The 26172-nt window shown below is 58.5% G+C and carries 26 protein-coding genes; 7 read left to right on the top strand and 19 right to left on the bottom strand.

Features of this window, described 5'->3' with window-relative positions; all coding sequences use genetic code 11:
• Positions 1-37 precede the first annotated feature (37 nt).
• The 3 genes from brnQ to phoB form a co-directional block, all read right to left on the bottom strand.
• Positions 38-1357 (bottom strand): branched-chain amino acid transporter carrier protein BrnQ, encoded by a 1320-nt coding sequence (gene brnQ, locus BN3796_RS09875; protein WP_061708178.1) that lies wholly within the window; start codon positions 1355-1357, stop codon positions 38-40.
• A 407-nt stretch (positions 1358-1764) separates the two neighbouring features.
• A complete protein-coding gene (phoR, locus tag BN3796_RS09870) occupies positions 1765-3063 on the bottom strand; it encodes a phosphate regulon sensor histidine kinase PhoR (RefSeq protein WP_061708177.1) in 1299 nt (432 codons plus the stop codon).
• A gap of 21 nt (positions 3064-3084) precedes the next feature.
• Positions 3085-3774, bottom strand: a complete 690-nt coding sequence (gene phoB, locus BN3796_RS09865) for a phosphate response regulator transcription factor PhoB (protein WP_061708176.1) — start codon at positions 3772-3774, stop codon at positions 3085-3087.
• A gap of 175 nt (positions 3775-3949) precedes the next feature.
• On the opposite strand from phoB, the gene sbcD reads away from it, so the two are divergent.
• Complete coding sequence (gene sbcD, locus BN3796_RS09860; RefSeq protein ID WP_061708175.1) at positions 3950-5158, top strand: exonuclease subunit SbcD; 1209 nt, start codon at positions 3950-3952, stop codon at positions 5156-5158.
• Complete coding sequence (gene sbcC / locus BN3796_RS09855; protein WP_061708174.1) at positions 5155-8289, top strand: exonuclease subunit SbcC; 3135 nt, start codon at positions 5155-5157, stop codon at positions 8287-8289. The genes sbcD and sbcC overlap by 4 nt, the downstream gene beginning before the upstream one ends.
• Here sbcC and pdxR read toward each other — a convergent pair.
• Entirely contained in the window at positions 8286-9701 is a 1416-nt protein-coding gene (pdxR, locus tag BN3796_RS09850) for a MocR-like pyridoxine biosynthesis transcription factor PdxR (RefSeq protein ID WP_061708173.1), read from the bottom strand. The two genes, sbcC and pdxR, sit on opposite strands and share 4 nt — an antisense overlap.
• 98 nt (positions 9702-9799) lie before the next feature.
• On the opposite strand from pdxR, the gene BN3796_RS09845 reads away from it, so the two are divergent.
• The gene (locus BN3796_RS09845; RefSeq protein WP_061708172.1) at positions 9800-10279 is read left to right on the top strand and encodes a carboxymuconolactone decarboxylase family protein; all 480 of its coding nucleotides are present in this window, start codon (positions 9800-9802) and stop codon (positions 10277-10279) included.
• 31 nt (positions 10280-10310) lie between these two features.
• Here the strand turns inward: BN3796_RS09845 and mak are convergent, their stop codons facing one another.
• Positions 10311-11216: a fructokinase gene (gene mak, locus BN3796_RS09840; RefSeq protein WP_061708171.1), complete on the bottom strand. Its 906-nt coding sequence runs from the start codon at positions 11214-11216 to the stop codon at positions 10311-10313.
• A 123-nt stretch (positions 11217-11339) separates the two neighbouring features.
• On the opposite strand from mak, the gene rdgC reads away from it, so the two are divergent.
• A complete protein-coding gene (gene rdgC, locus BN3796_RS09835) occupies positions 11340-12251 on the top strand; it encodes a recombination-associated protein RdgC (protein ID WP_061708170.1) in 912 nt (303 codons plus the stop codon).
• 41 nt (positions 12252-12292) lie between these two features.
• Here the strand turns inward: rdgC and ppnP are convergent, their stop codons facing one another.
• From ppnP to BN3796_RS09810, 5 genes are all read right to left on the bottom strand, one after another.
• Positions 12293-12580, bottom strand: a complete 288-nt coding sequence (gene ppnP, locus BN3796_RS09830) for a pyrimidine/purine nucleoside phosphorylase (protein WP_061708169.1) — start codon at positions 12578-12580, stop codon at positions 12293-12295.
• A gap of 73 nt (positions 12581-12653) precedes the next feature.
• Positions 12654-13331, bottom strand: coding sequence for an AroM family protein (locus BN3796_RS09825; protein WP_061708168.1), 678 nt, complete (start codon positions 13329-13331; stop codon positions 12654-12656).
• Between the two features lie 237 nt (positions 13332-13568).
• Positions 13569-13760, bottom strand: a complete 192-nt coding sequence (gene yaiA, locus BN3796_RS09820) for a protein YaiA (RefSeq protein WP_061708167.1) — start codon at positions 13758-13760, stop codon at positions 13569-13571.
• 44 nt (positions 13761-13804) lie between these two features.
• Positions 13805-14329, bottom strand: a complete 525-nt coding sequence (gene aroL / locus BN3796_RS09815) for a shikimate kinase AroL (RefSeq protein WP_061708166.1) — start codon at positions 14327-14329, stop codon at positions 13805-13807.
• A gap of 139 nt (positions 14330-14468) precedes the next feature.
• Positions 14469-14930 (bottom strand): YaiI/YqxD family protein, encoded by a 462-nt coding sequence (locus BN3796_RS09810; protein ID WP_061708838.1) that lies wholly within the window; start codon positions 14928-14930, stop codon positions 14469-14471.
• A gap of 103 nt (positions 14931-15033) precedes the next feature.
• On the opposite strand from BN3796_RS09810, the gene proC reads away from it, so the two are divergent.
• Complete coding sequence (proC, locus tag BN3796_RS09805; protein ID WP_061708165.1) at positions 15034-15843, top strand: pyrroline-5-carboxylate reductase; 810 nt, start codon at positions 15034-15036, stop codon at positions 15841-15843.
• Between the two features lie 2 nt (positions 15844-15845).
• Here proC and adrA read toward each other — a convergent pair whose 3' ends face one another.
• The 6 genes from adrA to BN3796_RS09775 form a co-directional block, all read right to left on the bottom strand.
• Entirely contained in the window at positions 15846-16961 is a 1116-nt protein-coding gene (adrA, locus tag BN3796_RS09800) for a diguanylate cyclase AdrA (protein WP_061708164.1), read from the bottom strand.
• A gap of 145 nt (positions 16962-17106) precedes the next feature.
• Positions 17107-17427, bottom strand: coding sequence for a phosphate starvation-inducible protein PsiF (gene psiF / locus BN3796_RS09795; RefSeq protein WP_061708163.1), 321 nt, complete (start codon positions 17425-17427; stop codon positions 17107-17109).
• Positions 17428-17517: 90 nt separating this feature from the next.
• The gene (gene phoA, locus BN3796_RS09790) at positions 17518-18933 is read right to left on the bottom strand and encodes an alkaline phosphatase (RefSeq protein ID WP_061708162.1); all 1416 of its coding nucleotides are present in this window, start codon (positions 18931-18933) and stop codon (positions 17518-17520) included.
• A gap of 97 nt (positions 18934-19030) precedes the next feature.
• Positions 19031-19291: an anti-adapter protein IraP gene (gene iraP / locus BN3796_RS09785; RefSeq protein ID WP_061708161.1), complete on the bottom strand. Its 261-nt coding sequence runs from the start codon at positions 19289-19291 to the stop codon at positions 19031-19033.
• Between the two features lie 233 nt (positions 19292-19524).
• Positions 19525-20745: a multidrug efflux MFS transporter gene (locus tag BN3796_RS09780; RefSeq protein WP_061708160.1), complete on the bottom strand. Its 1221-nt coding sequence runs from the start codon at positions 20743-20745 to the stop codon at positions 19525-19527.
• Between the two features lie 168 nt (positions 20746-20913).
• A complete protein-coding gene (locus BN3796_RS09775) occupies positions 20914-21597 on the bottom strand; it encodes an extensin-like domain-containing protein (RefSeq protein WP_061708159.1) in 684 nt (227 codons plus the stop codon).
• Positions 21598-21700: 103 nt separating this feature from the next.
• On the opposite strand from BN3796_RS09775, the gene ddlA reads away from it, so the two are divergent.
• Complete coding sequence (ddlA, locus tag BN3796_RS09770; protein WP_061708158.1) at positions 21701-22801, top strand: D-alanine--D-alanine ligase; 1101 nt, start codon at positions 21701-21703, stop codon at positions 22799-22801.
• Position 22802: 1 nt separating this feature from the next.
• On the opposite strand, the gene BN3796_RS09765 is transcribed toward ddlA, so the two are convergent.
• Positions 22803-23015, bottom strand: coding sequence for a DUF2754 domain-containing protein (locus BN3796_RS09765; protein WP_061708157.1), 213 nt, complete (start codon positions 23013-23015; stop codon positions 22803-22805).
• Between the two features lie 242 nt (positions 23016-23257).
• Here BN3796_RS09765 and BN3796_RS09760 point away from each other — a divergent pair, with 242 nt between their 5' ends.
• The gene (locus BN3796_RS09760) at positions 23258-23566 is read left to right on the top strand and encodes a DUF2755 family protein (RefSeq protein ID WP_061708156.1); all 309 of its coding nucleotides are present in this window, start codon (positions 23258-23260) and stop codon (positions 23564-23566) included.
• Here BN3796_RS09760 and BN3796_RS09755 read toward each other — a convergent pair.
• Both BN3796_RS09755 and sbmA read right to left on the bottom strand, forming a co-directional pair.
• Positions 23563-24663, bottom strand: a complete 1101-nt coding sequence (locus BN3796_RS09755; protein WP_061708155.1) for a DUF1615 domain-containing protein — start codon at positions 24661-24663, stop codon at positions 23563-23565. The genes BN3796_RS09760 and BN3796_RS09755 overlap by 4 nt on opposite strands.
• A 14-nt stretch (positions 24664-24677) precedes the next feature.
• Positions 24678-25898: a peptide antibiotic transporter SbmA gene (sbmA, locus tag BN3796_RS09750; protein WP_061708154.1), complete on the bottom strand. Its 1221-nt coding sequence runs from the start codon at positions 25896-25898 to the stop codon at positions 24678-24680.
• Positions 25899-26172 lie beyond the last annotated feature (274 nt).

Below are 26172 nucleotides of genomic sequence, written 5' to 3'. Positions count from 1 at the left end.
GGGCCATAAGCCCCGTGGTTAAACAACTTGTCTGCGATTAATGCGCTTTAACGGTAGCCGGACGTCCAGCCGCGCGATCCCAGATAACGGCCAGCACCAGCGCAACGGCGGTCGGCATCAACCAGGCCAGCCCCTGTTCTGAAAGCGGCAGGCGCTGCGTCCAGCCGGGGAGGATATCGGCGAAAGCCGAGGCTTTAATCCCGTCAAGGATACCAAAAAGCAGGCTGATAAACATCGCCGGTGCAATAATTCGTGACGAATTGTTCCACCATGAGCGAGTAAAGCTCAGCACTACCAGCACAATACAGGGCGGATAGATCGCCGTCAGCACCGGAATGGAGATCTGAATCAGGTGGCTCAGACCCAGATTCGAAACCGCCATGGAGAAGATGCCGAGAATAAAGACCAGCGTGCGATAGGAGAGCGGCAGATACTGGGCAAAGAACTCCGCGCAGGCGCAGGTCAGCCCTACCGCCGTCACCAGACAGGCAAGGAAAATCAGTACCGCCAGCAGGAAGCTGCCCGCGCCGCCAAAGGTGTGCTGTACATAGGCGTGGAGGATCGCCGCGCCGTTCGCCCCCTGATCGACCAGCGTCGCGCTGTCGGACCCCAGGCGGAAGAGCGCCAGATAGAGCAGCGTCAGGCCAACACCCGCCATCAGGCCCGCCCAGATGGTATAGCGGGTCAGCAGGCGCGATTCGGTTACGCCGCGGGAGCGGGCCGCGTTCACAATCACGATCCCAAACACCATCGCGCCCAGCGTATCCATGGTCAGGTAGCCATTCACAAAGCCGTTGGAAAAGGCGGCATTTTTATAGGCATCCATCGCCTCGCTGATGGGGCCGGCAGGCCAGACGATGGCGGCCACCGCCAGGATAATCAGCGCGATAATTTTCAGCGGCGCCAGGAAGTTACCCACGGTATCCAGCAGCTTGCCCGGATAGAGCGAAACCAGAATCACAATCGCAAAGTAGACCAGGCTGTAGATAAAGAGCGGCAGCGCCCCGTCGCCGGTAAGCGGGGCGATCCCCACTTCAAACGAAACGGTGGCGGTACGCGGCGTGGCGAAAAGCGGGCCGACTGCCAGATAGCAGACGGTGGCCAGCAGCACGCCGGCGACTTTACCAACAGGGGTGCTGAGGCTGTCCACCCCGCCGCCCACTTTCGCCAGCGCCACCACGGTCAGCACCGGTAGCCCAACCGCGGTGATCAGAAAACCAATCGCCGCAGTCCAGACGTGATCGCCTGCCTGCAGGCCGACCATCGGTGGAAAAATGATGTTACCTGCGCCAACGAACAGCGCGAATGTCATAAAGCCCAGCGCGATGATGTCACGCGATTTTAAGTGATGGGTCATAGAACCTTACTGCCTGTGGATGTGGTGTTGTAAACGTTGAGATTTTCCCTTGATCCGAACGGGATGATACAGCGGAAAATTTGCTCAATTTCAGCGGGATATTCTCCCGCCCTGGCGTGGAGAAGAATAGTTTTTCGATTTACCACGCATATGCAGTCGGTATGAGAGCATATGGGAGGCAATTTAAACGCTTATAACGTTTAAAGGCAAGGAGGGATCGTAAAACCGGAACAATATGCCAGTATGAAGATAATAACTGGATAAATACACCAACTATCAGAAAAACTCATGGACAATCATGCGAACAAAAAATCAGCAGACGTATAATATTCATCCCGGTTTCGCTTGACCATAACGCACACAGGCCAGCAAAGGCTGGCCTGTGGAAACTAAAAGTGACAGGGACGCTATTCGCTCTCTTTCCTGGCAAGTAACCGTTCCGGGATAACAAACGAGAAACGTGACCCTTTACCCGGCTCGCTGCGGATCTCCAGCCGGCTTTCGTGGTGCTGAACGGCATGTTTAACAATAGCCAGCCCCAGTCCGCTGCCGCCGGTCTGCCGCGACCGCGCCTTATCCACGCGATAAAAGCGTTCGGTCAGACGGGGAATATGCGCCGCCGCAATGCCCGGCCCGTTATCCTCGACGCTAAACTCCGCGCCGCCCGTCACCTCTCTCCAGCGCACCGTAATCTCCGTACCCGGCGGCGTATGGTTAACCGCGTTATAGACCAGGTTGGAGACGGCGCTGCGCAACTCCTCCTCGCTGCCGCGCACCTTCAGGGTATTGTCGACATCAAAAATCAGCGTGTGGCGCTTCTGGCTCAGGGTCTGCGCCTCATGCTCCACCAGCCGCAACATGACCGGCACGTCGATAATCTCGTTAAGCGTCAGGGTCGGCGCCGCCTCGATACGCGACAGGGTAAGCAACTGCCTGACCAGCCCCTCCATCCGGTGGGTCTGTTCGCGCATGGTGCTCAGCGCTTTCTCTCGCGGCGGCCCCTCCAGCGTCTGTTCCTGCATCATCTCCAGATAGCCCTGCAGAACCGTCAGAGGGGTGCGCAGCTCGTGGCTGACGTTAGCGAAAAAGTTTCGCCGCGCCCCTTCGAGCTGGTGCATCTGCGTCACGTCGCGTGCCACCATCAGCCACTGATTGTCGCTGTAGGGCATGACCCTGAACTCAAGGTGGCGGCCGTTATTGAGCACCAGATTATGCGGGCGGCTGAAGTCACGCTTTTTCAGATACTGCGTAAATTCAGGATAACGCAGCAGGTTGAGGATATTTTGTCCGCTGTCGTCCGGCCAGCGCAGGCCGAGCAGCTGCTGCGCCAGGCCGTTACACCAGAAAATGGTTCCCTCTTCGGTGGTAAGGATCACCGCATCCGGCAGCGACTCCGCGCCGCTGCGAAAGCGCTTAATCAGGCTACCCAGCTCGCGACGGCGCTTTTTGTTGCGCATCTGCATCTGATGCAGGCCGTAGAGCAACGGCTCCCAGCTTCCCCTGCCCGGCGGCGGGGTCATGCTGCGATCGACCCACAGCCACCAGGAGAGGCGCAGCAGGTTCCAGAAATGCCAGATAAGAAGTCCAGTTACCGCCGCCAGCAAAAACCATGGCAGATAACCCACCACGGCGCCCAGAATAAGCGCCGGAATACAGCATAATATCAGTTCTAAAACGAGCCTTTTCCATGACAGTCGTTCCAGCACGCGTCACACTCCTGTCATTGTTCAGAAACGGGTCGAAAAACGATAACCCGTACCGCGGACCGTCTGTACCATCCGGTCGTGGCCGCTGGTTTCCAGCGCTTTGCGCAGACGCCGGATATGCACATCCACGGTCCGATCCTCGACGTAAACGTTGGTTCCCCAGACGTTATTGAGCAGCTGCTCGCGGCTGTAAACACGCTCCGGGTGGGTCATAAAGAAGTGTAATAGTTTAAATTCGGTAGGGCCCATATCGAGGGGATTTTCACCGGTCATGACGCGGTGGGAAGTGGGATCGAGGCTTAACCCCTGCATCTCAATCACCTCTTCTACCGCCATCGGCGAAATGCGGCGCATCACCGCCTTAATGCGCGCCACCAGCTCTTTCGGGGAGAAAGGTTTGGTGATGTAGTCATCCGCCCCGCTCTCCAGGCCGCGCACGCGATCCTCTTCTTCGCCGCGGGCGGTCAGCATCACCACCGGAATATCGCGGGTCAGCGCTTCGCGCTTAAGATGTTTGATAAATTGCAGGCCAGAGCCGCCGGGCAGCATCCAGTCGAGCAGGATCAGATCGGGCCAGGGTTCGTTCAGCTGATTCACCGCGCTGTCATAATCTTCTGCCTCAACCGGCTGAAAGCCGTTTTGTTCAAGCACGAAGCAGACCATTTCACGAATAGGTGCTTCATCTTCTACGACCAGAATGCGTCTCGCCATACTTTGCCCTGTTTGATTTTATTAAGTTAAATGTTTGTAATGCGGCGTCATTATGCGTCAGATTTATGACAGATTTATGAAAAACTGCTCTGCCGGGACGGGCTCTTATTACAGCGGTATTTTCTCCCCCTGAATGTTTATAATCCTCTTCATCTTTTTTTGCTACGGACCTGTTATGCGTATACTTCACACCTCGGACTGGCATCTGGGACAAAACTTCTACAGCAAAAGCCGCGCCGCCGAGCATGAAGCGTTCCTCAACTGGCTACTGGATACCGCCCGCCAGCAGGCGGTGGATGCCATTCTCGTCGCCGGAGATATTTTCGATACCGGCGCGCCGCCGAGCTACGCGCGCGAACTCTATAACCGTTTCGTCGTCAACCTCCAGCAGACCGGCTGCCACTTGGTAATTGTCGCGGGCAATCACGACTCGGTCGCCACGCTGAACGAGTCCCGGGAGATCCTCGCCTTTCTCAACACCACCGTGGTGGCCAGCGCGGGCGACGGGCCGCGTATCCTGAAAAAGCGCGACGGCACTCCTGGCGCGGTGCTCTGCCCGATCCCCTTTTTACGCCCGCGCGACCTTGTTAAAAGCCAGGCGGGGCTCTCGGGGCGGGACAAGCAGCTGCATCTGCTGCAGGCCATCACCGACTACTATCAGCAGCAGTACGAGGCGGCCTGCGCCCTGCGTGGCGACCGCCCGCTGCCGGTGATCGCCACCGGCCATCTCACCACCGTCGGCGCCAGCAAAAGCGACGCGGTACGCGAAATTTATATCGGCACGCTGGACGCCTTTCCGGCGCAGAACTTTCCCCCCGCCGACTATATCGCCCTCGGCCATATTCACCGCGCCCAGAAGGTGGGCGGCTGCGAACATATCCGCTACTGCGGCTCGCCGATCCCGCTGAGTTTTGATGAAACCGGTAAAGCCAAAAGCGTGCATCTGGTCAGCTTTAGCGAAGGACAACTCAGCAGCGTGGAGGCGCTGGAGGTGCCTGTCACCCAGCCGCTGGCCGTACTGAAGGGCGATCTGCCGGCCATTACGGCGCAGCTTGAGCAGTGGCGCGACGTCCCACAGACGCCCCCCGTCTGGCTGGATATCGAAATCACCACCGACGAGTACCTGCACGATATGCAGCGCAAAATCCAGGCGCTGACGGAAGATCTGCCGGTAGAGGTGCTGCTGGTGCGCCGCAGCCGTGAACAGCGCGAGAAGCTCCTGCTCGGCGCCAGCCGGGAGACCTTAAGCGAGCTGCGCGTCGAAGAGGTGTTCGAGCGGCGGCTGGCGCAGGAGGATCTCGACGAGGCGAGCCGGGCGCGGCTGAATACCCTCTTCGCCCATGCCCTGGACGCCCTTAATAATGATGAAGAGGAAAGCGCATGAAAATTCTTAGCCTGCGCCTGAAAAACCTCAACTCCCTGAAGGGAGAGTGGAAAATCGATTTTACCGCTGAGCCTTTTCTCAGTAACGGCCTGTTTGCCATCACCGGCGCGACCGGGGCGGGGAAAACCACCCTCCTCGACGCCATCAGCCTGGCGCTCTACCACGAAACGCCGCGCCTGCAAAAGGTGTCGCAGGCGCAAAACGATCTGATGACCCGCGACACCGCGGAATGTCTGGCCGAAGTGGAGTTTGAAGTAAAAGGGGTCGCCTATCGCGCCTTCTGGAGCCAGAACCGGGCGCGAAACCAGCCTGATGGCAACCTGCAGGCGCCGCGCGTAGAGCTGGCGCGCTGCGAAGATGGCAAAATCCTCGCCGATAAAGTGAGCGACAAGCTGGAGCAGACTGCCCTGCTGACCGGGCTGGACTACGACCGCTTTACCCGCTCGATGCTCCTCTCCCAGGGGCAGTTCGCCGCGTTTCTTAACGCCAGACCCAAAGAGCGGGCCGAACTGCTGGAGGAGCTGACCGGCACCGAAATTTACGGTCAGATCTCCGCGATGGTCTTTGAAAAACACAAAGCGGCGCGCGGCGAGCTGGAAAAACATCAGGCGCAGGCGGCCGGGCTGACGCTGCTTGATGAGGCGCAGCTGGAGGCGCTGAGCCAACGTTTGCAGGCGCTCACTGACGAAGAGAAAAGAGTGCTGGCGCAGCAGCAGAGCCAGCAGCAGCAGCTTCAGTGGCTCACCCGCCGCGATGAACTGACCCGCGAACGCCAGCAGGCGTTAGAGGCGCAACAACAGGCGCAGCAGGCGCTGAACGACGCTGCTCCCGACCTGGCAAAGCTTGAGCTGGCGCGTCCCGCCTCGCTGCTACGCCCTCTCTGGCAGCGGGAAGAGGAACAGGCCACCCGGCTGGCGCAGACGAAACAGCAGATTGCTGAAGTGAATACTCGCTTACATTCCACCCTGGCGCTGCGCGGCCGTATCCGCAACGCGGCCCTGCGCACCCGCGAGACGCTACAGAAGGAGCAGGCAGCGCTTGCCCGCTGGCTGGAGGAGCACGACCGTTTCCGCCAGTGGCGACCGGAGATCGCCGGCTGGCGCGCGCAGTTCAGCCAGCTTAAGCGCGACAGCGCGCAGCTTGCCGTCCTGACTGAGCGTCTGGCTGAACGGCGCAAACAGCTCGCCAGCCTGCCGGAGAGCGAACTGACGCTCACCGCAGAGGAGGTGGCCGACGCGCTGGCGCAACACGTCCGCCTGCGCGGGCCGCGCCAGCAGCTCTCCACTCTGCACGCGCGCTATCAGCCGCTGCAAAAACGGCTCGCCGCGCTGGCTCACAGCCAGCAGAAAGGCGAGGCGGAGCTGGCCACGCTTAACGAGACCCTGCGCCTGCGTCGGCAGCAGTATAAAGAGAAGCATCAGCACTATCTCGATCTGGAAACCCTCTGTCGACAGGAGGAGAAGATCAAAAGTCTGGAGGCGGACCGCGCACAGCTTCAGGCCGGCCAGCCCTGCCCGCTCTGCGGCTCTCCCCACCATCCCGCCGTCTCGCAGTATCAGGCGCTGACGCTAAGCGAAAACCAGCAGCGTCGGGACGATCTCGCCAAAGCGGTGACCACCCTGAAAGAGGAGGGACTCCTGTTACTGGGCCAGGTCAATGCGCTCACCAGTCAGATGGCGCGTGAAAAGGAAGAGAAGCAGGCGCTGGTTCAGGAAGCCGAAACGCTGATGGAGGCATGGCGCGACGCCAGCGCATCCCTGGAGATTTCGCTGGATATTCAGGAGGATATTGCCCCCTGGCTCAGCACGCAGGAGCAGCGTGAGCGCCAGCTTTTTGCGCTAAGCCAGCGCCTGGCGTTGCAAAGCCAGCTTAACGAACTGGAGGAGCAGGCGGGCCAGCAGCGTCAGCAGATCGCCGCCGCGCAGGGCGCGCTTGAGCGTACGCTGCAGGCTCTCGCCCTTGCGCTTCCTCCCGAGGGAGAGGAGAGCCGCTGGCTTAGCGAGCGCGAAGCCGAGGCCACCCGCTGGCAGGAGACAGAGAAGCAGCATGGCGCCCTGCAGGAGCGCATCAACGCCCTGACGCCGCTGCTGGAGACGCTGCCGGAAGCGGAGGGCGACGAGGCGGAAGCGGCTATCCCGGCTAACTGGCGAGAGAGCCATAACGCCTGCGTGGCCCTGCAAAGCCAGCTGGAGACGCTGCAACAGCAGGAGACACAGGAGCAGGCGCGCGCCCGGGAGGCGCAGGCGCAGTTCGCCGCCGCGCTGCAGGAGAGCCGTTTTAGCGGCAGAGAGGCCTTTCTCGCCGCCCTGCTGGATGAAGAGTCGATGCGCCTTCTGGAGCAGCGGCAGCAAACCCTGGAGAAGCAGCTACAGCAGGCCGGCGCGCTGGCAGCCCAGGCGGGCCAGCAGCTTTCCGCCCATCAACAGCAGCGTCCGCAGGGGCTGGACGTGGACGCGCCCGCCCTGCAGGCGCAGCTCTCTCAGCTGGCACAGGCGCTGCGGGAAAATACCACGCAGCAGGGTGAAATCCGCCAGCAGCTTAAGCAGGAGAGCGATAAGCGCCAGCAGCAGCAGCGGTTAAAGGCACAAATTGACGAGGCGGCCCGTCTGGCCGACGACTGGGGCCATCTCAACGCCCTGATTGGCTCCAGAGAGGGCGATCGGTTCCGTAAATTTGCCCAGGGGCTGACGCTGGATAACCTGGTATGGCTGGCGAACCAGCAGCTTAACCGTCTGCACGGGCGCTATCTTCTGCAACGTAAGGCCAGCGACGCGCTGGAGCTGGAGGTGGTGGACACCTGGCAGGCGGACGCGGTACGCGATACGCGCACCCTTTCCGGCGGAGAGAGTTTCCTGGTGAGCCTCGCGCTGGCGCTGGCGCTCTCCGATCTGGTGAGCCATAAAACCCGTATCGACTCGCTCTTTCTGGATGAAGGCTTCGGCACGCTGGACAGCGAAACGCTGGACACGGCGCTGGATGCGCTCGACGCGCTGAACGCCACCGGGAAAACCATCGGCGTAATAAGCCACGTGGAGGCGATGAAGGAGCGTATCCCGGTGCAGATCAAGGTGAAGAAAATTAACGGGCTGGGCTACAGCCGACTGGATCGGCAGTTCGCGGTGAACCCTTAACGCAACGATCGGCTCTCTGACTTTTGCAGCAGCGCCAGCGTCTTTGCACGTGGCCGCTGCAAAAGATCCACCGCCTCTTCTTTGCTGCGTACGCCGTTATAGCCCATCACCAGCCCGTAGCGTTTCTGCGGCGCAGAATACCATTCAGACAGGGCGTTAACCTGCAGCTGATGCTGTTGCCAGCAACGGGCGATTGCGCGATCGTCGCCGCCCTGCGTCAGGAAGGCGACAATGTGCATGCCGCCATCGTTCTGTTCAACGGTAAAGTGCTCCCCATACACCTCGTGCAGCGCGGCGATCATATTGTCGCGTCGCTGCTGGTAGAGGCTGCGCATCTTTTTGAGATGGCGAAAAAAATGCCCCTCGTTTAAAAAAGCGGCCACGATTTTTTGCGTCAGTACCGGCTGGCCCCCGGTCAGGCAATCCGCACTGCGGGTAAACGCGGCAACCGTTTTAGCAGGCATCACCATATAACCCAGGCGCAGCGACGGCATAATGGTCTTACTGAAAGAGCCGATAAAAATGACCCGGTCCTGCCGGTCGAGGCTTTTTAACGACGGTAAAACCTTACGGGTATAGTGAAACTCCCCGTCATAGTCATCTTCAATAATCCAGGCATGGCTCTGCGCCGCCCATTGCAGCAGCTGCTGCCTGCGAGGGAGCGAGAGCGTGACCGCCAGCGGACTTTGGTGCGAAGGTGTCACGATAACGAAACGGGCGTCCCGGTGGTGACGCAGCAGGTAATCGGTATCCAGCCCGGCACGATCCACCGGTACGCCATGCAGCTCAGGAGCAATACGTTTAAGCAGTTGCAGGCCCATAAAGTAGCCAGGATCTTCAAATACCACCTTATCGCTGCCGCTGGCGAGAGTATCAAGGATCAACCGCAGGCTGGCGCTGTAGCCGCTGGTGATCAACACCTGTTCTGCCGTGCAGGCGATGCCCCGGGAGATGTTCAGGTAGCGAGCGACCGCTTCCCGCAACGGATACCAGCCCATCACCGGCGGGTTAAGCATCTCCTCCGGGCGCATCGAGCGGGTCGCCTGGCCTGCCAGCAGCAGCCATTTTTTATAAGGGAAGCTATCCAGCGCGGGGATGCCGGGGCGCATAAACCCAACGCGCTCGCGCTGGGCCACGAGTGATTCCGGCTGGTCGGCCGCTATCGGCTGCGCCTGCTGTAGCTGCCCGCCGGACAGCTTTAGATCCGGGTTAACCCGCGTACCGCGCGCCCCCTGGCTGACCAGAAAGCCTTCTCCCGTCAGTATCGCGTAGGCGGTTTCAACCGTTTTGCGCGCGACCTTCAGCTCTTCCGCCAGCAGGCGAATCGCTGGTACCTTATCGCCGGGCTTTAACACCCCACGCATGATGTTATCCCGATATGACAGATAAATCGCGTGATAACCCGGCTTCATGTCCTACCTCATTAGATCGGTTTTGTATCTTTTTACTATGTCATAAGCGGCGTAAATTTGCCTGGTCGCATACCGTCACGATTAAAAAAGGAAAGACAATGAGCACCCGCATAAATCATCACAAACTCACCCCGGCGCTGGTTAAAGCACTCTCTGACCTGAGCCTGGCAGCAGGAAAAAACACCCTTGAGCCGCGCCTGAAGCACCTGATCGATATCCGCGTCTCGCAGCTTAACAGCTGCACTTTCTGTCTGGATATGCACGCCAAAGAGGCGAAAATAGCGGGCGAACGTGAGCTTCGCCTTTACCATCTGGCCGCATGGCGCGAATCGCCGCTGTTCAGCGAACGCGAAAAAGCTGCGCTGGCGTTCGCAGAAGCGTTAACCCAAATTGGGCCGGAGGGGATAAGCGATGCGCTCTACCACAACGTGGCGACGCATTTCTCGGAGGTGGAGCTTTCGGAGCTCAATTTCATTATCGTGGGGATTAACGCCTGGAACCGGCTGGGGATCGTCTCCCGCATGGTGCCCGGCTCGCTGGATGCGGCCTACGGCCTGAATAAGGCGAACCTGGAATAAAAGACGCGGCGCCCTGGGCGCCGCGCGTTGATTACTGCGGCCAGAGCCAGGCCGCGCCCCGCACGCCGCTCGAGTCGCCATGTACCGCCTTGCGGATCGGCGTCTCGCATTCGCCGCCAAAGACCCACTGCTTCAGCAGCGTCGGCACCGTGGCGTAGAGGCGATCGACATTGCTCATCCCGCCGCCGAGAACAATCACGTCGGGATCGAGAATATTGATCACGTGCGCCAGCGATTTGGCCAGCCGCATCTCGTAGCGGCTCAGCGCCAGCTCCGCCACCGCGTCGTTTTCCTCCACCAGACGCATAATCTCATTACCCTTCAGCGCCCTGCCGCTCAGACGCTGGTAGTCAGTGGCAAAACCGGTGCCGGAGATAAAAGTTTCGATACAGCCCTGCTTGCCGCAGTAGCAGGGGACATCCGCCCGGAATTTCAACTCATCCTCATCCATCCACGGCAGCGGATTGTGTCCCCACTCTCCCGCCGTCCCGTTGCCGCCGATGTGCGCCCGTCCGCCAAGCGCCACGCCCGCGCCGCAGCCGGTGCCGATGATCACCGCAAAGACCGTCTGCGCCCCCGCCGCTGCGCCGTCGATCGCCTCGGAGACCGCCAGACAGTTCGCGTCATTCGCCAGCCGCACCTCCCGGTTCAGCCGGGCGCTGAGATCGCGATCGAACGGCTGGCCGTTGAGCCAGGTGGAGTTAGCGTTTTTCACCACGCCGGTGTAGGGGGAAAGGGAGCCGGGAATACCGATCCCGACGCTGCCGCTCTGGCTGGTCGCCTGCTCGGCCATCTCCACCAGCCGGGCGATCGTCTCGATCGTTGCCCGGTAATCGTCACGCGGCGTGGGCAGACGGTGACGAAACAGTTGCTCCCCCTGCTCGCCCAGCGCAATCACTTCTGTTTTGGTGCCGCCCAAATCGATGCCAATACGCACAACACTCTCCTCATCATTTTGATTATCAACAGCGTAGAAGCCCGCTTTCCGATTAGCAATGCAAGCCAGGCGACAATTCGCTATCATGCCCGCTGATTTAACGACAAGGCCGTGGAAATTATCATGCTGTGGTTCAAAAATTTGATGGTTTACCGTCTCAGCCGCGACGTCTCCCTGCGCGCCGAAGAGATGGAAAAACAGTTAGCCGCTTACGCGTTTACCCCGTGCGGCAGCCAGGAGATGGCGAAAACCGGCTGGGTCCCGCCGATGGGCTCGCACAGCGATGCGCTGACCCACGCCAACAACGGGCAGATCGTTATCTGCGCCCGTAAGGAAGAGAAAATTCTGCCCACGCCGGTGGTGAAACAGGCGCTGGAGGCCAAAATCGCCAGGCTGGAGGCGGATCAGGGCCGCAAGCTGAAGAAAACGGAAAAAGATTCCCTGAAGGATGAGGTGCTGCACTCGCTGCTGCCCCGCGCCTTCAGCCGCTTTAGCCAGACGATGATGTGGATCGACTCCGTAAACGGCCTGATCATGGTCGACTGCGCCAGCGCTAAAAAAGCGGAAGATACGCTGGCCCTGCTGCGTAAGAGCCTGGGCTCGCTGCCGGTGGTGCCGCTGACGATGGAAAACCCGATCGAACTGACGCTGACCGAATGGGTGCGTAGCGGCAGCGCGGCGCAGGGCTTCCAGCTGCTGGACGAGGCGGAGCTGAAGGCGATCCTCGAAGAGGGGGGCGTGATCCGCGCCAAAAAACAGGATCTGGTCAGCGATGAGATCGCGGTCCATATTGAAGCCGGCAAGCTGGTGACCAAACTGGCGCTCGACTGGCAGCAGCGCATTCAGTTTGTAATGTGCGACGACGGCTCGGTGAAGCGTCTGAAGTTTTGCGATGAACTGCGCGATCAGAATGATGATATCGACCGGGACGATTTTGCCCAGCGCTTTGACGCCGATTTTATTCTGATGACGGGTGAACTGGCGGCGCTGATCCAGAGCCTGGTGGAGGGATTAGGCGGCGAAGCGCAGCGCTAATCCCTGACGGCTGGCCCTCCCTGCGGGGGAGGGTTAGCTCTTTACTTCAGATAACGACACAGATAAGAGGTTGGCTCGGCAACCTGCAGATGAAATTCGCTGTGGCCCGGAACGTTAAAGATCTGCCCGGCGGTAAAAACTTTCCACTCCGTCTCGCCCGGCAGCAGCACGTTCAGCGCACCGCTAATCACCGTCATCTCTTCCGGCTCTGCGGTGCCAAAAGTGTACTCCCCTTCAGCCATCACCCCAACGCTGGCGCGGCCAGTACTGCTGCTGGTAAAACCAATCGATTTCACTTTACCGGAAAAGTATTCATTACTCTGAAGCATGGCGTGTCCCTTATCTTTTTTTAGTGGAAAATCCACTATAGGGGCCATCCTTCGTCGCTGTCACGTAAAATCATTACACCAGTAATTCAGAGGCCAGACGCGCCACCAGCACATTCGACAACAGCACCGGCACATCCAGCGTTTTTTGCAGTAAGTCCCTGTGCTGCTGATGAAAACCGAGACAATCGAGCATCAACACATCCGCCCCGCGATCCAGCAGTTCGCGACCGGCTCCAATCAGCGTCTCTTCGCTGTCCCAGACGGGATTCGCCAGCGCATAGAGCGGCTTCTTTTCCAGCACCTGCCACTTCTTTGCCTGAAACTCCAGCATCTCCTCAATGGGGACGATCACCCCGACCTGATGCCCGTCGACAATCGAGGCCACCAGCGGTGGAATAATGCGCATCGGTTCCAGGAGAATAGATTTGCGCGCCACCAGACCTTCAATCGGCGCGGTACTCATAAAGAGAATGACCTCGTACCCCTGGTTATCAAGCACCTCGACCAGCGCCTGCATATCACGCTCGATCTTCTGGCGTGATACGTAAGCGAGCTTTCCGTCATTAAGTAATGTTGGCAGGGAATCCTCTCCCGGCTCAAGGGCGTAGTCTTCCATGACCTCTTCCCGACTCATCTTGCCCAACAGGCTCAGATGGGTAATTTGTTGTTCAGAGATATGTTCCGTCAGCAGGGGTAATACTACGCTGACAGGGACCACCCCAATGGTGAGGATCGCCAGTTTTGCCTTCATCTTGATCGCCTTTCTTCACTACTACCGCTTTAACACAGGCACAGACTCACTACACTGCGCGGTTCTGATTTGACGTAAACAGCTCATTAGAGTAGCAGCGGATCTTCACACCGAAATGTAAAGATCCGCGCCCTCTGGCGAACCTGCCTGTAATTACTAAATATTAACCCTTCGTTAACATTTGCGATGGCTGAAAAATGTGATTCCGGCACGGTTATGGCGTATTTAGGATTTTGTTCAGCTCTTGTCCGGGTCTTCATAACGCCGTTTTGCATCCAGCGCTTCCTGCTCGGTCTCATGCTCGCTAATTAACGAATCGGGTTTCGGGTGATCCGCACGCAACTGATACCAGGTCACGGTTTGATCGGTACCGCCTTTTTCGACGGCGACAATACGCGCTTCACGCGGATAAGGAGGTCTGGTTGGCATAGTGCATCCTCTTTTTGCAAGTGAGCTATGAGTATAGACGCCCCTTAGCTGACGCACGCTAAACGCAAAGCGGTAACAATCTGATTTACGACCTCTTCCGGCGCCTGGGAGGCGTTAACCACATGATGCGCCGCCTCGCGATAGAGGGCGTCACGCTCCGCCAGGATCTCACTCACCTCTTCGCTCACCGGTTTGCCGGTAAGCGTTGGCCGCTGCCCCTCTTCGGGGGAGGCCTCCAGGCGCGCAACCAGCGTTGAAACCGGCGCGCAGAGATAGATGACGGTCCCTTTTTCTCGCATAAAGCTGCGGTTCTGATCTGCCAGCACGATACCGCCGCCCGTGGCAATGACCGTCCCCGGTGCGGTAACCGCCATCAGCGTGGCGGTCTCACGGGCGCGAAAACGTGCCCAGCCCTCTTTTTCCACCAGTTGTGCGATCGTTTCACCCGCCTCGGTTTGTAACCAGTGGTCGGTATCGACAAACTGGCTTTGGCTGATGCGCGCCAGTTCAAGACCAACGGTGGTTTTTCCGCAGCCGCGGGGGCCAACTAAAAAGATGGGTTGGGTCATTGCCAGATGTTCCCCTTGCTGCCGCATGGCATAGAGAGTGTAAAGAAATGATTGCAGAAGATGTTCTGTTAACTTTACTGCAAAGCGAGGCCCGGTGACAACCCTGCTTTCAGCAGAGGCTGCCCCAATGGCGCTTTATTTATTGTGCCGCCCGGCGCTGAAACGCCAGCAGCCATTTGTCGAGCTCGGCGGCAAAGAGCTGGCGATCGCGCTGGGAGAGGCTGTCCGGCCCGCCGGTCTGTACGCCGCTGGCGCGCAGGGTATCCATAAAATCGCGCATGGTGAGCTTCTCGCGAATGGTGGCGGGCGAGTAGCGCTCGCCGCGGGGATTGAGCGCCGCCGCCCCTTTTTCCAGCACCTCGGCGGCCAGCGGAATGTCCGCGGTAATCACCAGATCGCCTGCGCTGCACAGCCGCACGATTTCGTTATCCGCCACGTCAAACCCGGCAGGAACGCGTAAGGCGCGAATAAACTTTGATGGAGGCACGCGCAGGTTCTGATTCGCCACCAGCGTAAGCGGGATCTGCACACGCTCGGCGGCACGAAACAGAATCTCTTTAATCACATTCGGACAGGCGTCCGCATCAACCCAAATCGCCATATTTTCTCCCGGGTTCATAATGGCGGCTATTGTCGCCTGCTTTTCGTTGTTAATCTATAAAGCATTAGTCACAGAGAATAACGCATCATAACGGAGAGACGTGATGGAGAAGAAGATCGGGTTCATTGGCTGCGGCAATATGGGTAAAGCGATTCTCGGCGGTCTGATCGCCAGCGGCCAGGTGCGGCCAGGACAGATTTGGGTCTACACCCCGTCGCCGGATAACGTCGCCGCGCTGCATGACCAGTACGGTATTAACGCCGCCGCCAGCGCACAGGAGGTGGCGCAGATCGCCGATATCGTCTTTGGCGCCGTTAAGCCCCATATCATGGTGAAGGTATTAAGCGAAGTCGCCTCCAGCCTCAACAAAGAGTCGCTGGTGGTCTCTATCGCCGCGGGCGTCACGCTGGAACAGCTGGCGCGGGCGCTGGGCCACGACCGGAAAATTGTTCGCGCCATGCCCAATACCCCGTCGCTGGTCAATGCCGGTATGACCTCCGTAACGCCGAACGCGCTGGTGACGCCGGAAGAGACCGCGGAAATACTGACCATCTTCCGCTGCTTCGGCGAAGCGGAGCTGATTGCCGAACCGATGATCCACCCGGTGGTCGGCGTCAGCGGATCGGCCCCCGCCTACGTATTTATGTTTATCGAAGCGATGGCCGACGCGGCCGTGCTGGGCGGTATGCCGCGGGCGCAGGCGTATAAATTTGCCGCCCAGGCGGTAATGGGTTCAGCCAAAATGGTACTGGATACGGGAAAACATCCGGGCGAGCTTAAAGATATGGTCTGTTCACCCGGCGGTACAACGATTGAAGCAGTTCGGGTGCTGGAAGATCGCGGCTTTCGCGCTGCGGTAATCGAAGCGATGACGAAGTGTATGGAAAAATCGGAGAAGCTGAGTAAATCCTGAGGTCAGGCGGCTACTTCAGTACGGTTGCGCCCCCCGTTTTTTGCTCTGTAGAGCGCCACGTCGGCCGCTTTCAGCCACTCGCGATAGTGGCTGAACGTCGGCGTCCAGGGGGCAATGCCGACGCTTATCTGCAGCGCCACCTGCGGCGCGCAGGGTAGCGTTAACCCCGCCAGCCGCTCATGTACCCGCGTCATCGCCGCAATGGCGTTCTGCGCCCCGGTGCCGCTCATAATCACGGCGAACTCGTCACCGCCAAACCGCCCGACCACGTCAGCCGCGCGCAGCGTAAGCTGCAGCTGGCGCGTCACGGCGATAATCGCCTCGTCGCCCACGTCATGACCCCAGGTGTCGTTAATACATTTGAAGTGGTCGATATCAATAATCAGGATAACCGCCTCCCGATGGTGGCGGCGACACTGCTCATACTCCTGGCTCAACAGTAGCTCCCAGTGGCGACGGTTAAAGACGCCGGTCATCCCGTCGCGGGCGCTCATCCGCTCAAGCCGCCGTTTATGCTCCGCCAGCCGAATCGCCGTCTGGTGGCTCACCCAGGCAAAAAGAATGGGATAGAGCACAAGCGACGGCAAAGCCAGCCAGAATGCGAGCGGCGAGAGCGCCAGGGCGACCGCCGTTCCGGTGAGCTGCAGCGTAACCAGCGCGGCAGTCGCGGTGAGCATAGCGCCAGCGCTAAAGAGCCGCACTCCACCTGCCCCCATCAGATTCATACCCGTCATCAGCCCCAGCGCGACGGCAGGCAGGATATTCACCCCGGAAAGCCCTATCCAGATCCCCGCCATAATGGCATCCACCTTCAGATAGCCCATTTCGCTCTGGCGCGGATCGGCCGAACGGGATGCCAGCTGCCAGGCGAGGTGCGGCCAGATAAAGCACCAGCCAACCAGCAACAGCCACCACTCCCCCGCCTGCGCCTGCGCCACGAGCGCCCCGGCGACAGGCATAAAGAGCATCGCCAGGCCACAGGTGCGCGGCAGCCTGTTCCGCCTGGCGAAGCGAATGCCGGAGCGATGATGTTCATCCGGAGAAAGGGCTGTCGGCGATGCCCCCTCTCTGGCAGCATCATTGTAAAATTCGTCATCATTCATCATTTTTAGGAACATTCTGCAACATTTCCCAAAATTATAGAGAGGGGCGCTATCGCGAAAGTATGAAATTTCGGGTGAGGAAGCCCGCCGGATCACCCGGAAGGCTGAGTACGGAGCGAGGAAAAACGGCTCCTCTTACTGACGCGAGGAGCCGGGAGGATTACTCTTTTTTCTTCAGACAGCCGCTCATAAAGGTCGAGCGGTCTGCCCCTTTAAGCGACTGCTGGGTCGCCTGGTTGCTGCACTCGCGCATCCGCTGCTGCTGAGGGGTGAGGCTCTTTTCCCCCGGCTTCGAGCTGGCGTTTTTAAGGCAGTCGCTCATGTACGTTTTGCGCGCGTCGCCCTTCAGCGCCTGGGAGGTCGCCTGCTGATTACAGGTGGTCATGCGCTGCTGCTGGGGCGTTTGTGACGGCTCTGCCGCCTGGGCCGATGCGACAGCAAATGCGCCGGAAAGTAGGGTAACCAGTAAGTATGTTTTCATAGCACCATCCTTCTGTGAGTATTCTCAGTAAGTCTGGTTCGTGGCGGAAAAAAAACCAACCGACGGGAAGCGATCCCGCCGGGTTCGGGGTTACTTCAGGCCCAGCGCAGCCTTCATGGTATAGAAAAGATCGGTCTGATCGGTCAGCCCGACTACGTTAGCCGCATGCGGCCCATAGGCGGCAATGCGCAGCTGCGTGCCGGTATGCTCCATCGACTCCTCTTCCGAGTTGCCGTAGCTCATCACCATCACCGCCCCGTCTTTAGTGTTCAGCGCCTGGGTCAGCCCCGGCGCTTTGCTGTCCTGTGGAATGATCTGGCTGGCGTGCGCATGGTCGGCGGTCACCACCACCAGGGTATTGCCATCCTTCTTCGCAAACTCCAGCGCCTTCTGCACCGCTTCGTCGAGATCGACCGTCTCACCTATCTGACCACAGGGGTTAGCGGCGTGATCCTGCTTGTCGATGGAAGCCCCTTCCACCTGCAGGAAAAAGCCCTTCTCGTTTTTGCTCAGCAGGGTAATCGCTTTCTCCGTCATCTGCGCCAGCGTCGGCACGCTGTCGGTACGTTGCGGGTTAGGCGTGCAGGTAACCACCGGCTTGTCGATATTGCCGTGGTAAGAGGCCTTTGGCCCTTCCCAGCGTACCGGCATATTCCCCTCGGCAAAAAGGCCGAGCAGCGGTTTATCCTGGTTGGCTTCGGTGATGGCCGCGAGAGAGCTGGCATCGCTTACCAGCTGATAGCCGCGCGCCTGCGCCTGCTCGCGCAGGGTTTTGCCCTGCCATTCCCCCGCCGTCGCGGTTTCAGCGAAGGTTTTCGCCCCGCCGCCCAGCGTCACATCCGCGCGGGCATTGAGTAACTGCTCCGTAATGGAGCCTTTTCCGCCCTGCTCCAGCGCGTTGGAAGGGCATTTTTCGCGGGTCACACCCGGGCCGTAGCATTTACGCGAGGTAACATGCGCCACCAGCGCGGCGGGCGTAGCGTCCTGCAGCTCGGCGGTCGAGACGTTGCCCGTTGCCAGCCCTGCCGTTTTCGCCAGCTCGAGAATAGTCTGGTGATCTTTCTCATGGATATCGACCCCCAGCGCGCCGTTATAGGTTTTCACACCGGTTGACCAGGCGGTAGCGGAGGCGGCGGAATCGGTTACATAGTCCGGTTTACCGCTTTTTTTATCGAGGGAGTAGTGGGTGTACTGGCCGGTCAGCGGCAGCGCATCAATGCCCTTAAAAAAGCCGCCCGCCCCTTCGGCGTAATTGCGCGCGGCGGTAATTTCCGAATCGCCCATCCCGTCGCCAATCAGCAGAATAATATTTTTTGCCGGTTTGTCATTAAGAGCGGCCATTAGCGCCGCTGTCCGATCGCCCGTTAAGCGGCGCGCGCCGCCGGGTTGGGTAATATCCCCCTGAGCCGGGCGGTTATCCAGCGCCGCGGTGGGCGGCGTTGCAGCATAAACGCCTGGGGTGAATAATAACGGTAATAAAGTCAGGAAGAGTGCGCTCTGTTTCACTTATTTTCTCCATGTAAAAATACATAAAAAATAAAACAGAGCGACTATAGGCATACCACGTGACAACGCTATGACAGCAAACGCACCCCCTGTCCGCCTAGCTGCGTGGATGCCGCAATAGCTTTTTTACATATTGTTGTAGCAGTTCGCTATCCTCAGCCGATACCGTGGAGTCAGGCTTCACCTGCTCCAGCGCGCCTTCAATATTCTGGATTAACGCCTGCTGTTCGCTTTGCGCCATCTGTCGCAGCAGGGCTGTAACGACGATTTCAAGCGCCTCTACCTGCGCAACCAGCTCTTTCGATTCCTCTTCCTTCTGGGCAAGTTTCACCAGCAACTCGGTAATAAGGTTCTTCATCGCACCATTTCCTTAGCGGTTTTTTGCTGAACTTATCATTGCGCTCGATTATTGCAAAGAGGAGAAAAGTATTATCTTTATGAAAAAATAGCCTGTGTCGCAAATATTATAAGAGAAAAGGGATCGAAACGTTTTTATATAAATGCTGAGGGTGATAATAGTTTGGTAAGTGTATTTATTTGCCCCATAAAAGTGCAAACCTATGGGGCAAGTGAATAATACAGAATATATTATCAGCCACCTTCCGGCTTTTTCAGGGCCGCTTTTTGCTGACGCCGACGAAGGGCGACGGCAAGCTGGATAATATTCAAAAAGACCACGATAGCGGTCGCCACAAAGACCCAACGGAAACCCGCCATAGCCGAAACCGATGCGCCAATCAGCGGCCCGGCCACGTTGCCCAGATACATAAACGACTGGTTATAGCCAAAGATGCGGCCGGTGACCTGGTCGCTGCAGTATTTCAGCAGCAACGTCTGCACGGCGGGGAGCATGGCGCCATCGGCAAAGCCCAGCAGAAAGCGCAGGATACCTAATTGCAGCGGCGTGGTGACAAATGACATCGCGGCGAACAGCACGACGGCGACAATTAGCGTCGCCATCAAAATGCGGGCGGTGCCGATACGATCGCCAAGCTTGCCCAGCCGCGGCGCGGAGATCAGCGCCGATACGCCCGGCACAGCGGCAATCATGCCGCTCAGGAACGCGATGTTGCTGCTGTGCGGAGAGAGGTCCTTAATGAACAACGCGAGGATCGGCCCTATCGAGCCGTTGCAGAGCTGAATCACCATCGTGGTGACAAAAAGGCTAATCATCAGCCCCGGATAAGGAAGCGAGGCAAACACCGCCTTCCCGCTCAACTGCTCCGACTTACTGACAGTTTTTCTCGCCCCCTCTTTAATTAAAAACAGGGTCACCAGAAAACTCACCACCAGCAGCATGGCAGTAATAAAAAAGACTGCCCGCAGGCCGACGTGATCCGCCAGGAAACCGCCCATCAGCGGGCCGCCAATCACCCCGGTAATTTGCGCGGTGGAGAGCGTGCTGATCGCCCAGCCGCTGCGCTCGCGCGGCACCTGCGAGGCCACCAGCGCCATGGCGTTAGGAATGTAACCGGAGGTCAGCCCCATCAGGCCGCGAAGCAGGAAAAGTTGCCAGACGTTGGTGGCAAAGGCCTGTAGCAGAATAGCGATCGCCATCCCCAGGGAGGCGCGCAGGAGCATCAGCTTGCGGCCTTTACGATCCGCCAGGCTACCCCACATGGGTGAAACAATCGCTGAGACCAGAAAGGTGATACTGAAGGTGAGCCCCGACCACATCGACAGCGCCTCGTGCGAGGTCACGCCGAGTTGCGAGACATAGAGCGGCAGGAAGGGCAAAATCTGGCTAATCGCGAGGCCGGTAAAAAAACAGCCAAACCAGACTGAAATAAGGTTAACTTTCCAGGATTCCATAGGGAGATTATCTTCAGTTTCAGGCAAATACGCCCACAGGGTAGCAGGCCCGTTCCGCGCGGTTGGCACCAGAGATGCGGCCCCGATGAGTTTAGTCTTTTATCTTCCCAGTCATCATATTTGTGAAACAAGTCACAATTTAACCCACCCGGGATGGAGAATTATGCTTTAGCGGCACAGGCCATATCCGCGCATGCCCAGATGAAAGTGGTTGGCGTGCGCCGCGTTATACTCCGGCCCCAGCCCGTTGCCATAGTAGCCGCAGCTGGCGCTGAGCATGGCCCGCAGCCAGGGCTGCGTCTGTGGATCGCGCCAGCCGCGCAGTACCGTTATCCGTCGCCCGTCGGCGAGCTGAAAGCCGCTGATATCGAGCGCCTCTGCGCTGGCATGTTCGCTGCGGCGCGCATCGGGCCGGTTGTAGATGTTGCGGCAGGCGTAACTCCCCAGATGGTCAACGCGCTTCAGCTCGCTGCCCATCATCTGCCGGGCCAGCGGCCGGGCCTGCTGCTCTATAAAGAGCACGGAGCTGAGCGCCAGCGGGCAGCTGGCGAGAAAACTGCTGCTCAGGCTCACCGCCCCCAGGCGGCGCACCCGCACCACATCGGTAAGCGGGCAGGCCCCCTGGCTGTCGGCGACGCGCTGGTATGTGATCCAGTTGCGCTGGCTGGCCTGCGCCAACAGATCGCGGCAGGCCTGCGGCGTCAGCCGTCGCAGCTTGAACTGCGTGATGCGCCCGGGCGGATCGTCAAGCGACAGGGGGGTAAAAGGGTTGTAATAAGAGGGCAGCCAGCGATATCCCATCACCGCCGCGCCCGCAATTATCGCCAGAATTAACAGACCTTTCCCTTTCACTCGCCCTCCTCTTTACCTCGTCAAACATTATGGCAGAAGGCGGCGAATCCCGCCGGGCATCGTGGTATGTTATAGGCTTTTCGTCAGACTGGAAGAGTGTGAAATGGCAAAGCAGCGGGTAGGAATTGTCTTTGGGGGAAAGTCAGCGGAGCATGAGGTGTCGCTGCAGTCGGCCAAAAATATTGTCAACGCGATCGACAAGAGCCGTTTTGAGGTGGTGCTGTTGGGAATCGATAAACAGGGCCAGTGGCATGTGAACGATGCCAGCGCCTATTTGCAGAACGCGGACGACCCGGCGCGGATCGCCCTTAACCCTTCTCCCATCGGCGTCGCGGCCGTACCGGGTCGCACAGAGGGGCAGCTGGTCAATACGCAAAACGCGCAGGCGCTGGAGCATATCGACGTGGTGTTCCCTATCGTCCACGGTACCCTGGGGGAAGATGGTTCCCTGCAGGGAATGTTACGCATGGCGAACCTGCCCTTTGTCGGCTCTGATGTGCTGGGCTCCGCCGCCTGCATGGATAAAGATGTCACCAAGCGCCTGCTGCGCGATGCCGGGCTGCATATCGCCCCGTTTGTCACCCTCACCCGCGCCAGTCGCGATCGCTACCCTTTTGAAAAAGTGGCGCAAGAGCTTGGCCTGCCGCTGTTCATTAAGCCAGCTAACCAGGGCTCCTCCGTTGGCGTCAGCAAAGTCACCAGCGAGGCGCAGTATCGCGAAGCGGTCGATCTGGCGTTTGAATTTGACCATAAGGTGGTGGTTGAACAGGCCATCAAAGGTCGGGAGATCGAGTGCGCGGTGTTGGGTAACGATTACCCACAGGCGAGCACCTGCGGCGAAGTGGTGCTGAACAGCGATTTTTACTCCTACGATACCAAATACATTGATGACCAGGGGGCGCAGGTTGTGGTTCCCGCGGCGCTGGATCCGGCGATTAATGATAAGATCCGTGCGATCGCCATCGAAGCCTACCAGACGCTCGGCTGCTGCGGTATGGCGCGCGTGGATGTCTTTTTAACCGACAATAACGACGTGGTAATTAACGAAATCAACACCCTGCCTGGTTTTACCAATATCAGCATGTATCCGAAACTGTGGCAGGCCAGCGGCATCAGCTATCGTGACCTAATCACCCGTCTGATTGAGCTGGCGCTGGAGCGCCATCAGGCCGACCGCGCCCTGCGCAGCTCGGTAAACGGTTAAACTATTTTTCCGCCGTCGTCTCTTCAGGACGGCGGCGGATAATCAGCCCCGCCAGCCAGAAGCTGATTACCCACGTCACCAGCCCTACCGCATAGGTTTGCCAGCCTTTCGCCTCAAAGCCCAGCAGTCCGACAACGCCGTTAAGAATAAAGATCAGCCCAATCGCAAAGGCGTAGTAGTGCCAGTCACGGCGAAGTTTGGATGTGAGTTTCATGGTTGCTCCGGCAGATTACCTCGTTTACCAGGCATGCACTTTACGGCCTGCGGAGGATGCGGGAAATCTTAATTGTTAATAAGTTACCACTTAGTTACTGATTTGTGATATGCGACAGAAATCGATAATTCAGGCCTATTCCTGGCAGCAAATTAACACGATTCTGATATTGACAATCTCATTCTGCTGTCAAACTTCCCCTTACTGAGTGGCACTGCTCCAGAGATTAACGGGAGGTCTTTATGGCAGACTTTACATTGTCGAAGCCGATTTTCGGCGGCAAACAACCCACAACCTCTGCGCCGGGAAATATCGCCTACGCCCTCTTCGTGCTCTTCTGCTTCTGGGCGGGGTCGCAGCTCTTAAATGTGCTCGTACATTCGCCAGGCGTGTATGAACATCTGATGCAGGTGCAGGACACGGGCCGTCCCCACGTGGAAATTGGCTTTGGCGTCAGCACCATCTTTGGCCTGATTCCGTTTCTGACGGGCTGCGCCATCCTTGGCGTGGTGGCGCTGCTGCTGCGCTGGCGGCACTACCGCTCGCGCTAATTCAGCCCCATACAGCGAGCCCGGCGATCGTCGACGCGTTTTGCAAACCACGCTGTGGTGAGATTGCGCGTGATTTTCGGGCTCTCAAGCTGAATGCCCGGCAACACCTCTCTGGGCAGCTTTTTACCGCTTTTCTGCTCCGCCAACCGATAAACCTGCTGGTAGAGTTCGGTCTCCTCAAACGCCTGGCTATCGCCCTTCTCCAGCTGCCGACGAATCTCCCCGTTGCTCATATCGAGCTTAATCGCCAGCTTACGCACCGCCCGTTCAGTACTCCCCGCCTCGTCGCTACCATAAGCGATAAGATCCCCGTCGAGCGCCAGCTTCTCTCCTGTCGCCTTGCTTACTGCATTCTGGAACGCGGCGTTGCGGCTGGCGTACCATCCTGCATTAAAGTCGGCGAATCGATAGAGAGGAGCGCTGTAGCTGGCCGGATAGTTCAGCAGATGATAGGTGCCAAACCAGAGGCCGCCGCGCAGGGAAAAGACCTCCTGGCGCACCGTGCCCTCGATCTCCCACGGATAGCCGCGGGTATGTTTTTCCGCAAAGTCGATGCTGACCTGCATCGGCCCGCCGGTATGCACCGGGTTAAGCGAGCCAAACAGCGTCTGGCCCATCGGCACCATGTTGATGAAATCGTCAAAAATCGCGCTCAGCTGGCGCTCTGTCTTCACCGTATCCAGCCGCTCGCTATAAGATTTGCCGTTCGGCGAGGGGATTTTCAGCGCCGTATGGACCATAAACAGCGGTATATGCAGCTTCTCCGCCCGCCGGTCGATCTCCTTCCAGGCGATTTTATTGAGTCCCGGCACCGCGGGATCGGACTGATACATCGACTCCTGCTGCGCTACCGCCAGCACCGAGCAGACGTTCTCCTCGGTGGGGGCGATTTTCTGGCTCTCAAAGGTCTTAGCCAGCACGATGGCCCAGTCGTCACGGTCCTTCACGCTGGCCGGCATTTTTTGCCGCACTACGGTTGCCACATCCACCGGCTTCTCGCCTTTTTTCAGCGGGGCAGCCTCTTTCCCGGCGCAGCCCGCCAGCACCAGCGCCGCCAGCAGCGATAAGGGTAATACGCGGGATATGGCATATGTCATAGCTACTTCCTGTTTTAGCCTAAGGTATGGGTCACTTCCTGAATGTTTTTGCCGTCCAGCTCGCGCTCAAAGCTGCGCAGACGCTTGTAGATGGACATCAGCTCAACCAGCGTAGTCCAGGAGCTTATCAGATACTGGAACGAACCGCGCACCTGGCCGAATACGTTGGTGATCTGGGTCATCAGGCCGAGGGTAATCGTACCCGCGACGATGGAGGGAAACAGCAGGAACAAACCGAAAACGTTATCCACCTGCAGATACAAAATACGGGCGATATTGAAATACATATAGTGGAAGTAGAGGCGGAAATAGTTACGGCGCACCGCGCTGAACAGCTCGCGAACGGTTGGCGGCGACGCACGCTGCGGATCGTCCTCCCCGTAGACCAGCTCTTTACGGTAGGCCGCCTCCACACGCTGGTTTTTAAACTCCAGCCCCGGCAGCTTGATCCCGACGATGGCCAGCAGGCCGGTGCCCATCAGCGACCAGACAATCGCGGCAATCACCAGACCATAGGGCAGATGGCCGATAATGGGCAGCTCCGGCACGTGGGCGGAGAGCGTGACCAGCACCGGCAAAAAGGCGATCAAGGTCATAATGGCGTTGATAAAGCTCACGCCCATATCCTCCAGGGTGGAGGCAAAGCGCATGGTATCTTCCTGCACACGCTGGGCGGCGCCCTCGATATGGCGCAGATGCTGCCAGTGCGCCATATAGTGTTCATTCATGGCGGTACGCCAGCGGAAGACGTAGTGACTGACGAAGAAGTTATTCAGGACGCCGATCACCACGGCAATCAACGCGATCCCCAGAAAGATGCCCACTTCGCGATAGAACTGGTTAATGGAGACTTTATGCGGCGCGCTTAAGGCTGTCTGGATCAGGTCGTAGAACGGGGCATACCAGGCGTTGACCGCGACCCCCACCTCCACCAGAAACCAGGTGACAAAGATGATGAGCGAGGTGCCGAGAATCGACCAGTACTGCCAGCGATGCGGTGACCAGGTGAACCAGAACGCCGCAAACAGCCCCACGCAAACGGCGTAATAGGCATAAAACAGCAGATAGCTTTTCGACCAAAAACGCGCGGCGCTGATGGGGACATCCCCCGTTGCGCCAACGAGATGTTCAAGCCACGCGCCGCCCCCGGCCTGCCAGAAGATGACAGCGATGAGCGCCCAAATAAACGCCGAGAGAAAGAATGGCCCTGGCTTTGGGAAAAAAGAGTTAAACATGGTGCTTCCTTCTTGTTGTTATGGCTGTTGCTGCGTACAACATCTGGCCAAACGAAATTGCGCGCGCCGCTCGCCGCCTCGCGCAAAAAAATCAGACCCGACGCGCGCCGGTTAGTTCGCTTTCTACCGTACAGGAATTGTTTCGGTTGATTTCGCCGCGGCCTGAAGGGCCTATCATAAGCCCGAAGTCACAAAATGGGAGATTCACTGAGTATAAAATTGTGTAATTAACCCACGGTTACGCTTTTCCCGCTATCGTTATGCTGATTGGTCC

The sequence above is a fragment of the Pseudenterobacter timonensis genome (genome assembly GCF_900021175.1).
In the GTDB taxonomy this organism is placed as follows: Bacteria; Pseudomonadota; Gammaproteobacteria; order Enterobacterales; family Enterobacteriaceae; genus Enterobacter; species Enterobacter timonensis.
The sequence above is the reverse complement of the archived record's forward strand: the minus strand, read 5'-3'. Positions and strand labels throughout refer to the sequence as shown.

Coding starts and splice junctions, on each gene's coding strand:
- brnQ (WP_061708178.1), bottom strand. CDS start 1,357: ATGACCCATCACTTAAAATCGCGTGACATCATCGCGCTGGGCTTTATG.
- phoB (WP_061708176.1), bottom strand. CDS start 3,774: ATGGCGAGACGCATTCTGGTCGTAGAAGATGAAGCACCTATTCGTGAA.
- sbcD (WP_061708175.1), top strand. CDS start 3,950: ATGCGTATACTTCACACCTCGGACTGGCATCTGGGACAAAACTTCTAC.
- sbcC (WP_061708174.1), top strand. CDS start 5,155: ATGAAAATTCTTAGCCTGCGCCTGAAAAACCTCAACTCCCTGAAGGGA.
- pdxR (WP_061708173.1), bottom strand. CDS start 9,701: ATGAAGCCGGGTTATCACGCGATTTATCTGTCATATCGGGATAACATC.
- BN3796_RS09845 (WP_061708172.1), top strand. CDS start 9,800: ATGAGCACCCGCATAAATCATCACAAACTCACCCCGGCGCTGGTTAAA.
- rdgC (WP_061708170.1), top strand. CDS start 11,340: ATGCTGTGGTTCAAAAATTTGATGGTTTACCGTCTCAGCCGCGACGTC.
- ppnP (WP_061708169.1), bottom strand. CDS start 12,580: ATGCTTCAGAGTAATGAATACTTTTCCGGTAAAGTGAAATCGATTGGT.
- BN3796_RS09825 (WP_061708168.1), bottom strand. CDS start 13,331: ATGAAGGCAAAACTGGCGATCCTCACCATTGGGGTGGTCCCTGTCAGC.
- yaiA (WP_061708167.1), bottom strand. CDS start 13,760: ATGCCAACCAGACCTCCTTATCCGCGTGAAGCGCGTATTGTCGCCGTC.
- aroL (WP_061708166.1), bottom strand. CDS start 14,329: ATGACCCAACCCATCTTTTTAGTTGGCCCCCGCGGCTGCGGAAAAACC.
- BN3796_RS09810 (WP_061708838.1), bottom strand. CDS start 14,930: ATGGCGATTTGGGTTGATGCGGACGCCTGTCCGAATGTGATTAAAGAG.
- proC (WP_061708165.1), top strand. CDS start 15,034: ATGGAGAAGAAGATCGGGTTCATTGGCTGCGGCAATATGGGTAAAGCG.
- adrA (WP_061708164.1), bottom strand. CDS start 16,961: ATGTTCCTAAAAATGATGAATGATGACGAATTTTACAATGATGCTGCC.
- psiF (WP_061708163.1), bottom strand. CDS start 17,427: ATGAAAACATACTTACTGGTTACCCTACTTTCCGGCGCATTTGCTGTC.
- iraP (WP_061708161.1), bottom strand. CDS start 19,291: ATGAAGAACCTTATTACCGAGTTGCTGGTGAAACTTGCCCAGAAGGAA.
- BN3796_RS09780 (WP_061708160.1), bottom strand. CDS start 20,745: ATGGAATCCTGGAAAGTTAACCTTATTTCAGTCTGGTTTGGCTGTTTT.
- ddlA (WP_061708158.1), top strand. CDS start 21,701: ATGGCAAAGCAGCGGGTAGGAATTGTCTTTGGGGGAAAGTCAGCGGAG.
- BN3796_RS09765 (WP_061708157.1), bottom strand. CDS start 23,015: ATGAAACTCACATCCAAACTTCGCCGTGACTGGCACTACTACGCCTTT.
- BN3796_RS09760 (WP_061708156.1), top strand. CDS start 23,258: ATGGCAGACTTTACATTGTCGAAGCCGATTTTCGGCGGCAAACAACCC.
- BN3796_RS09755 (WP_061708155.1), bottom strand. CDS start 24,663: ATGACATATGCCATATCCCGCGTATTACCCTTATCGCTGCTGGCGGCG.
- sbmA (WP_061708154.1), bottom strand. CDS start 25,898: ATGTTTAACTCTTTTTTCCCAAAGCCAGGGCCATTCTTTCTCTCGGCG.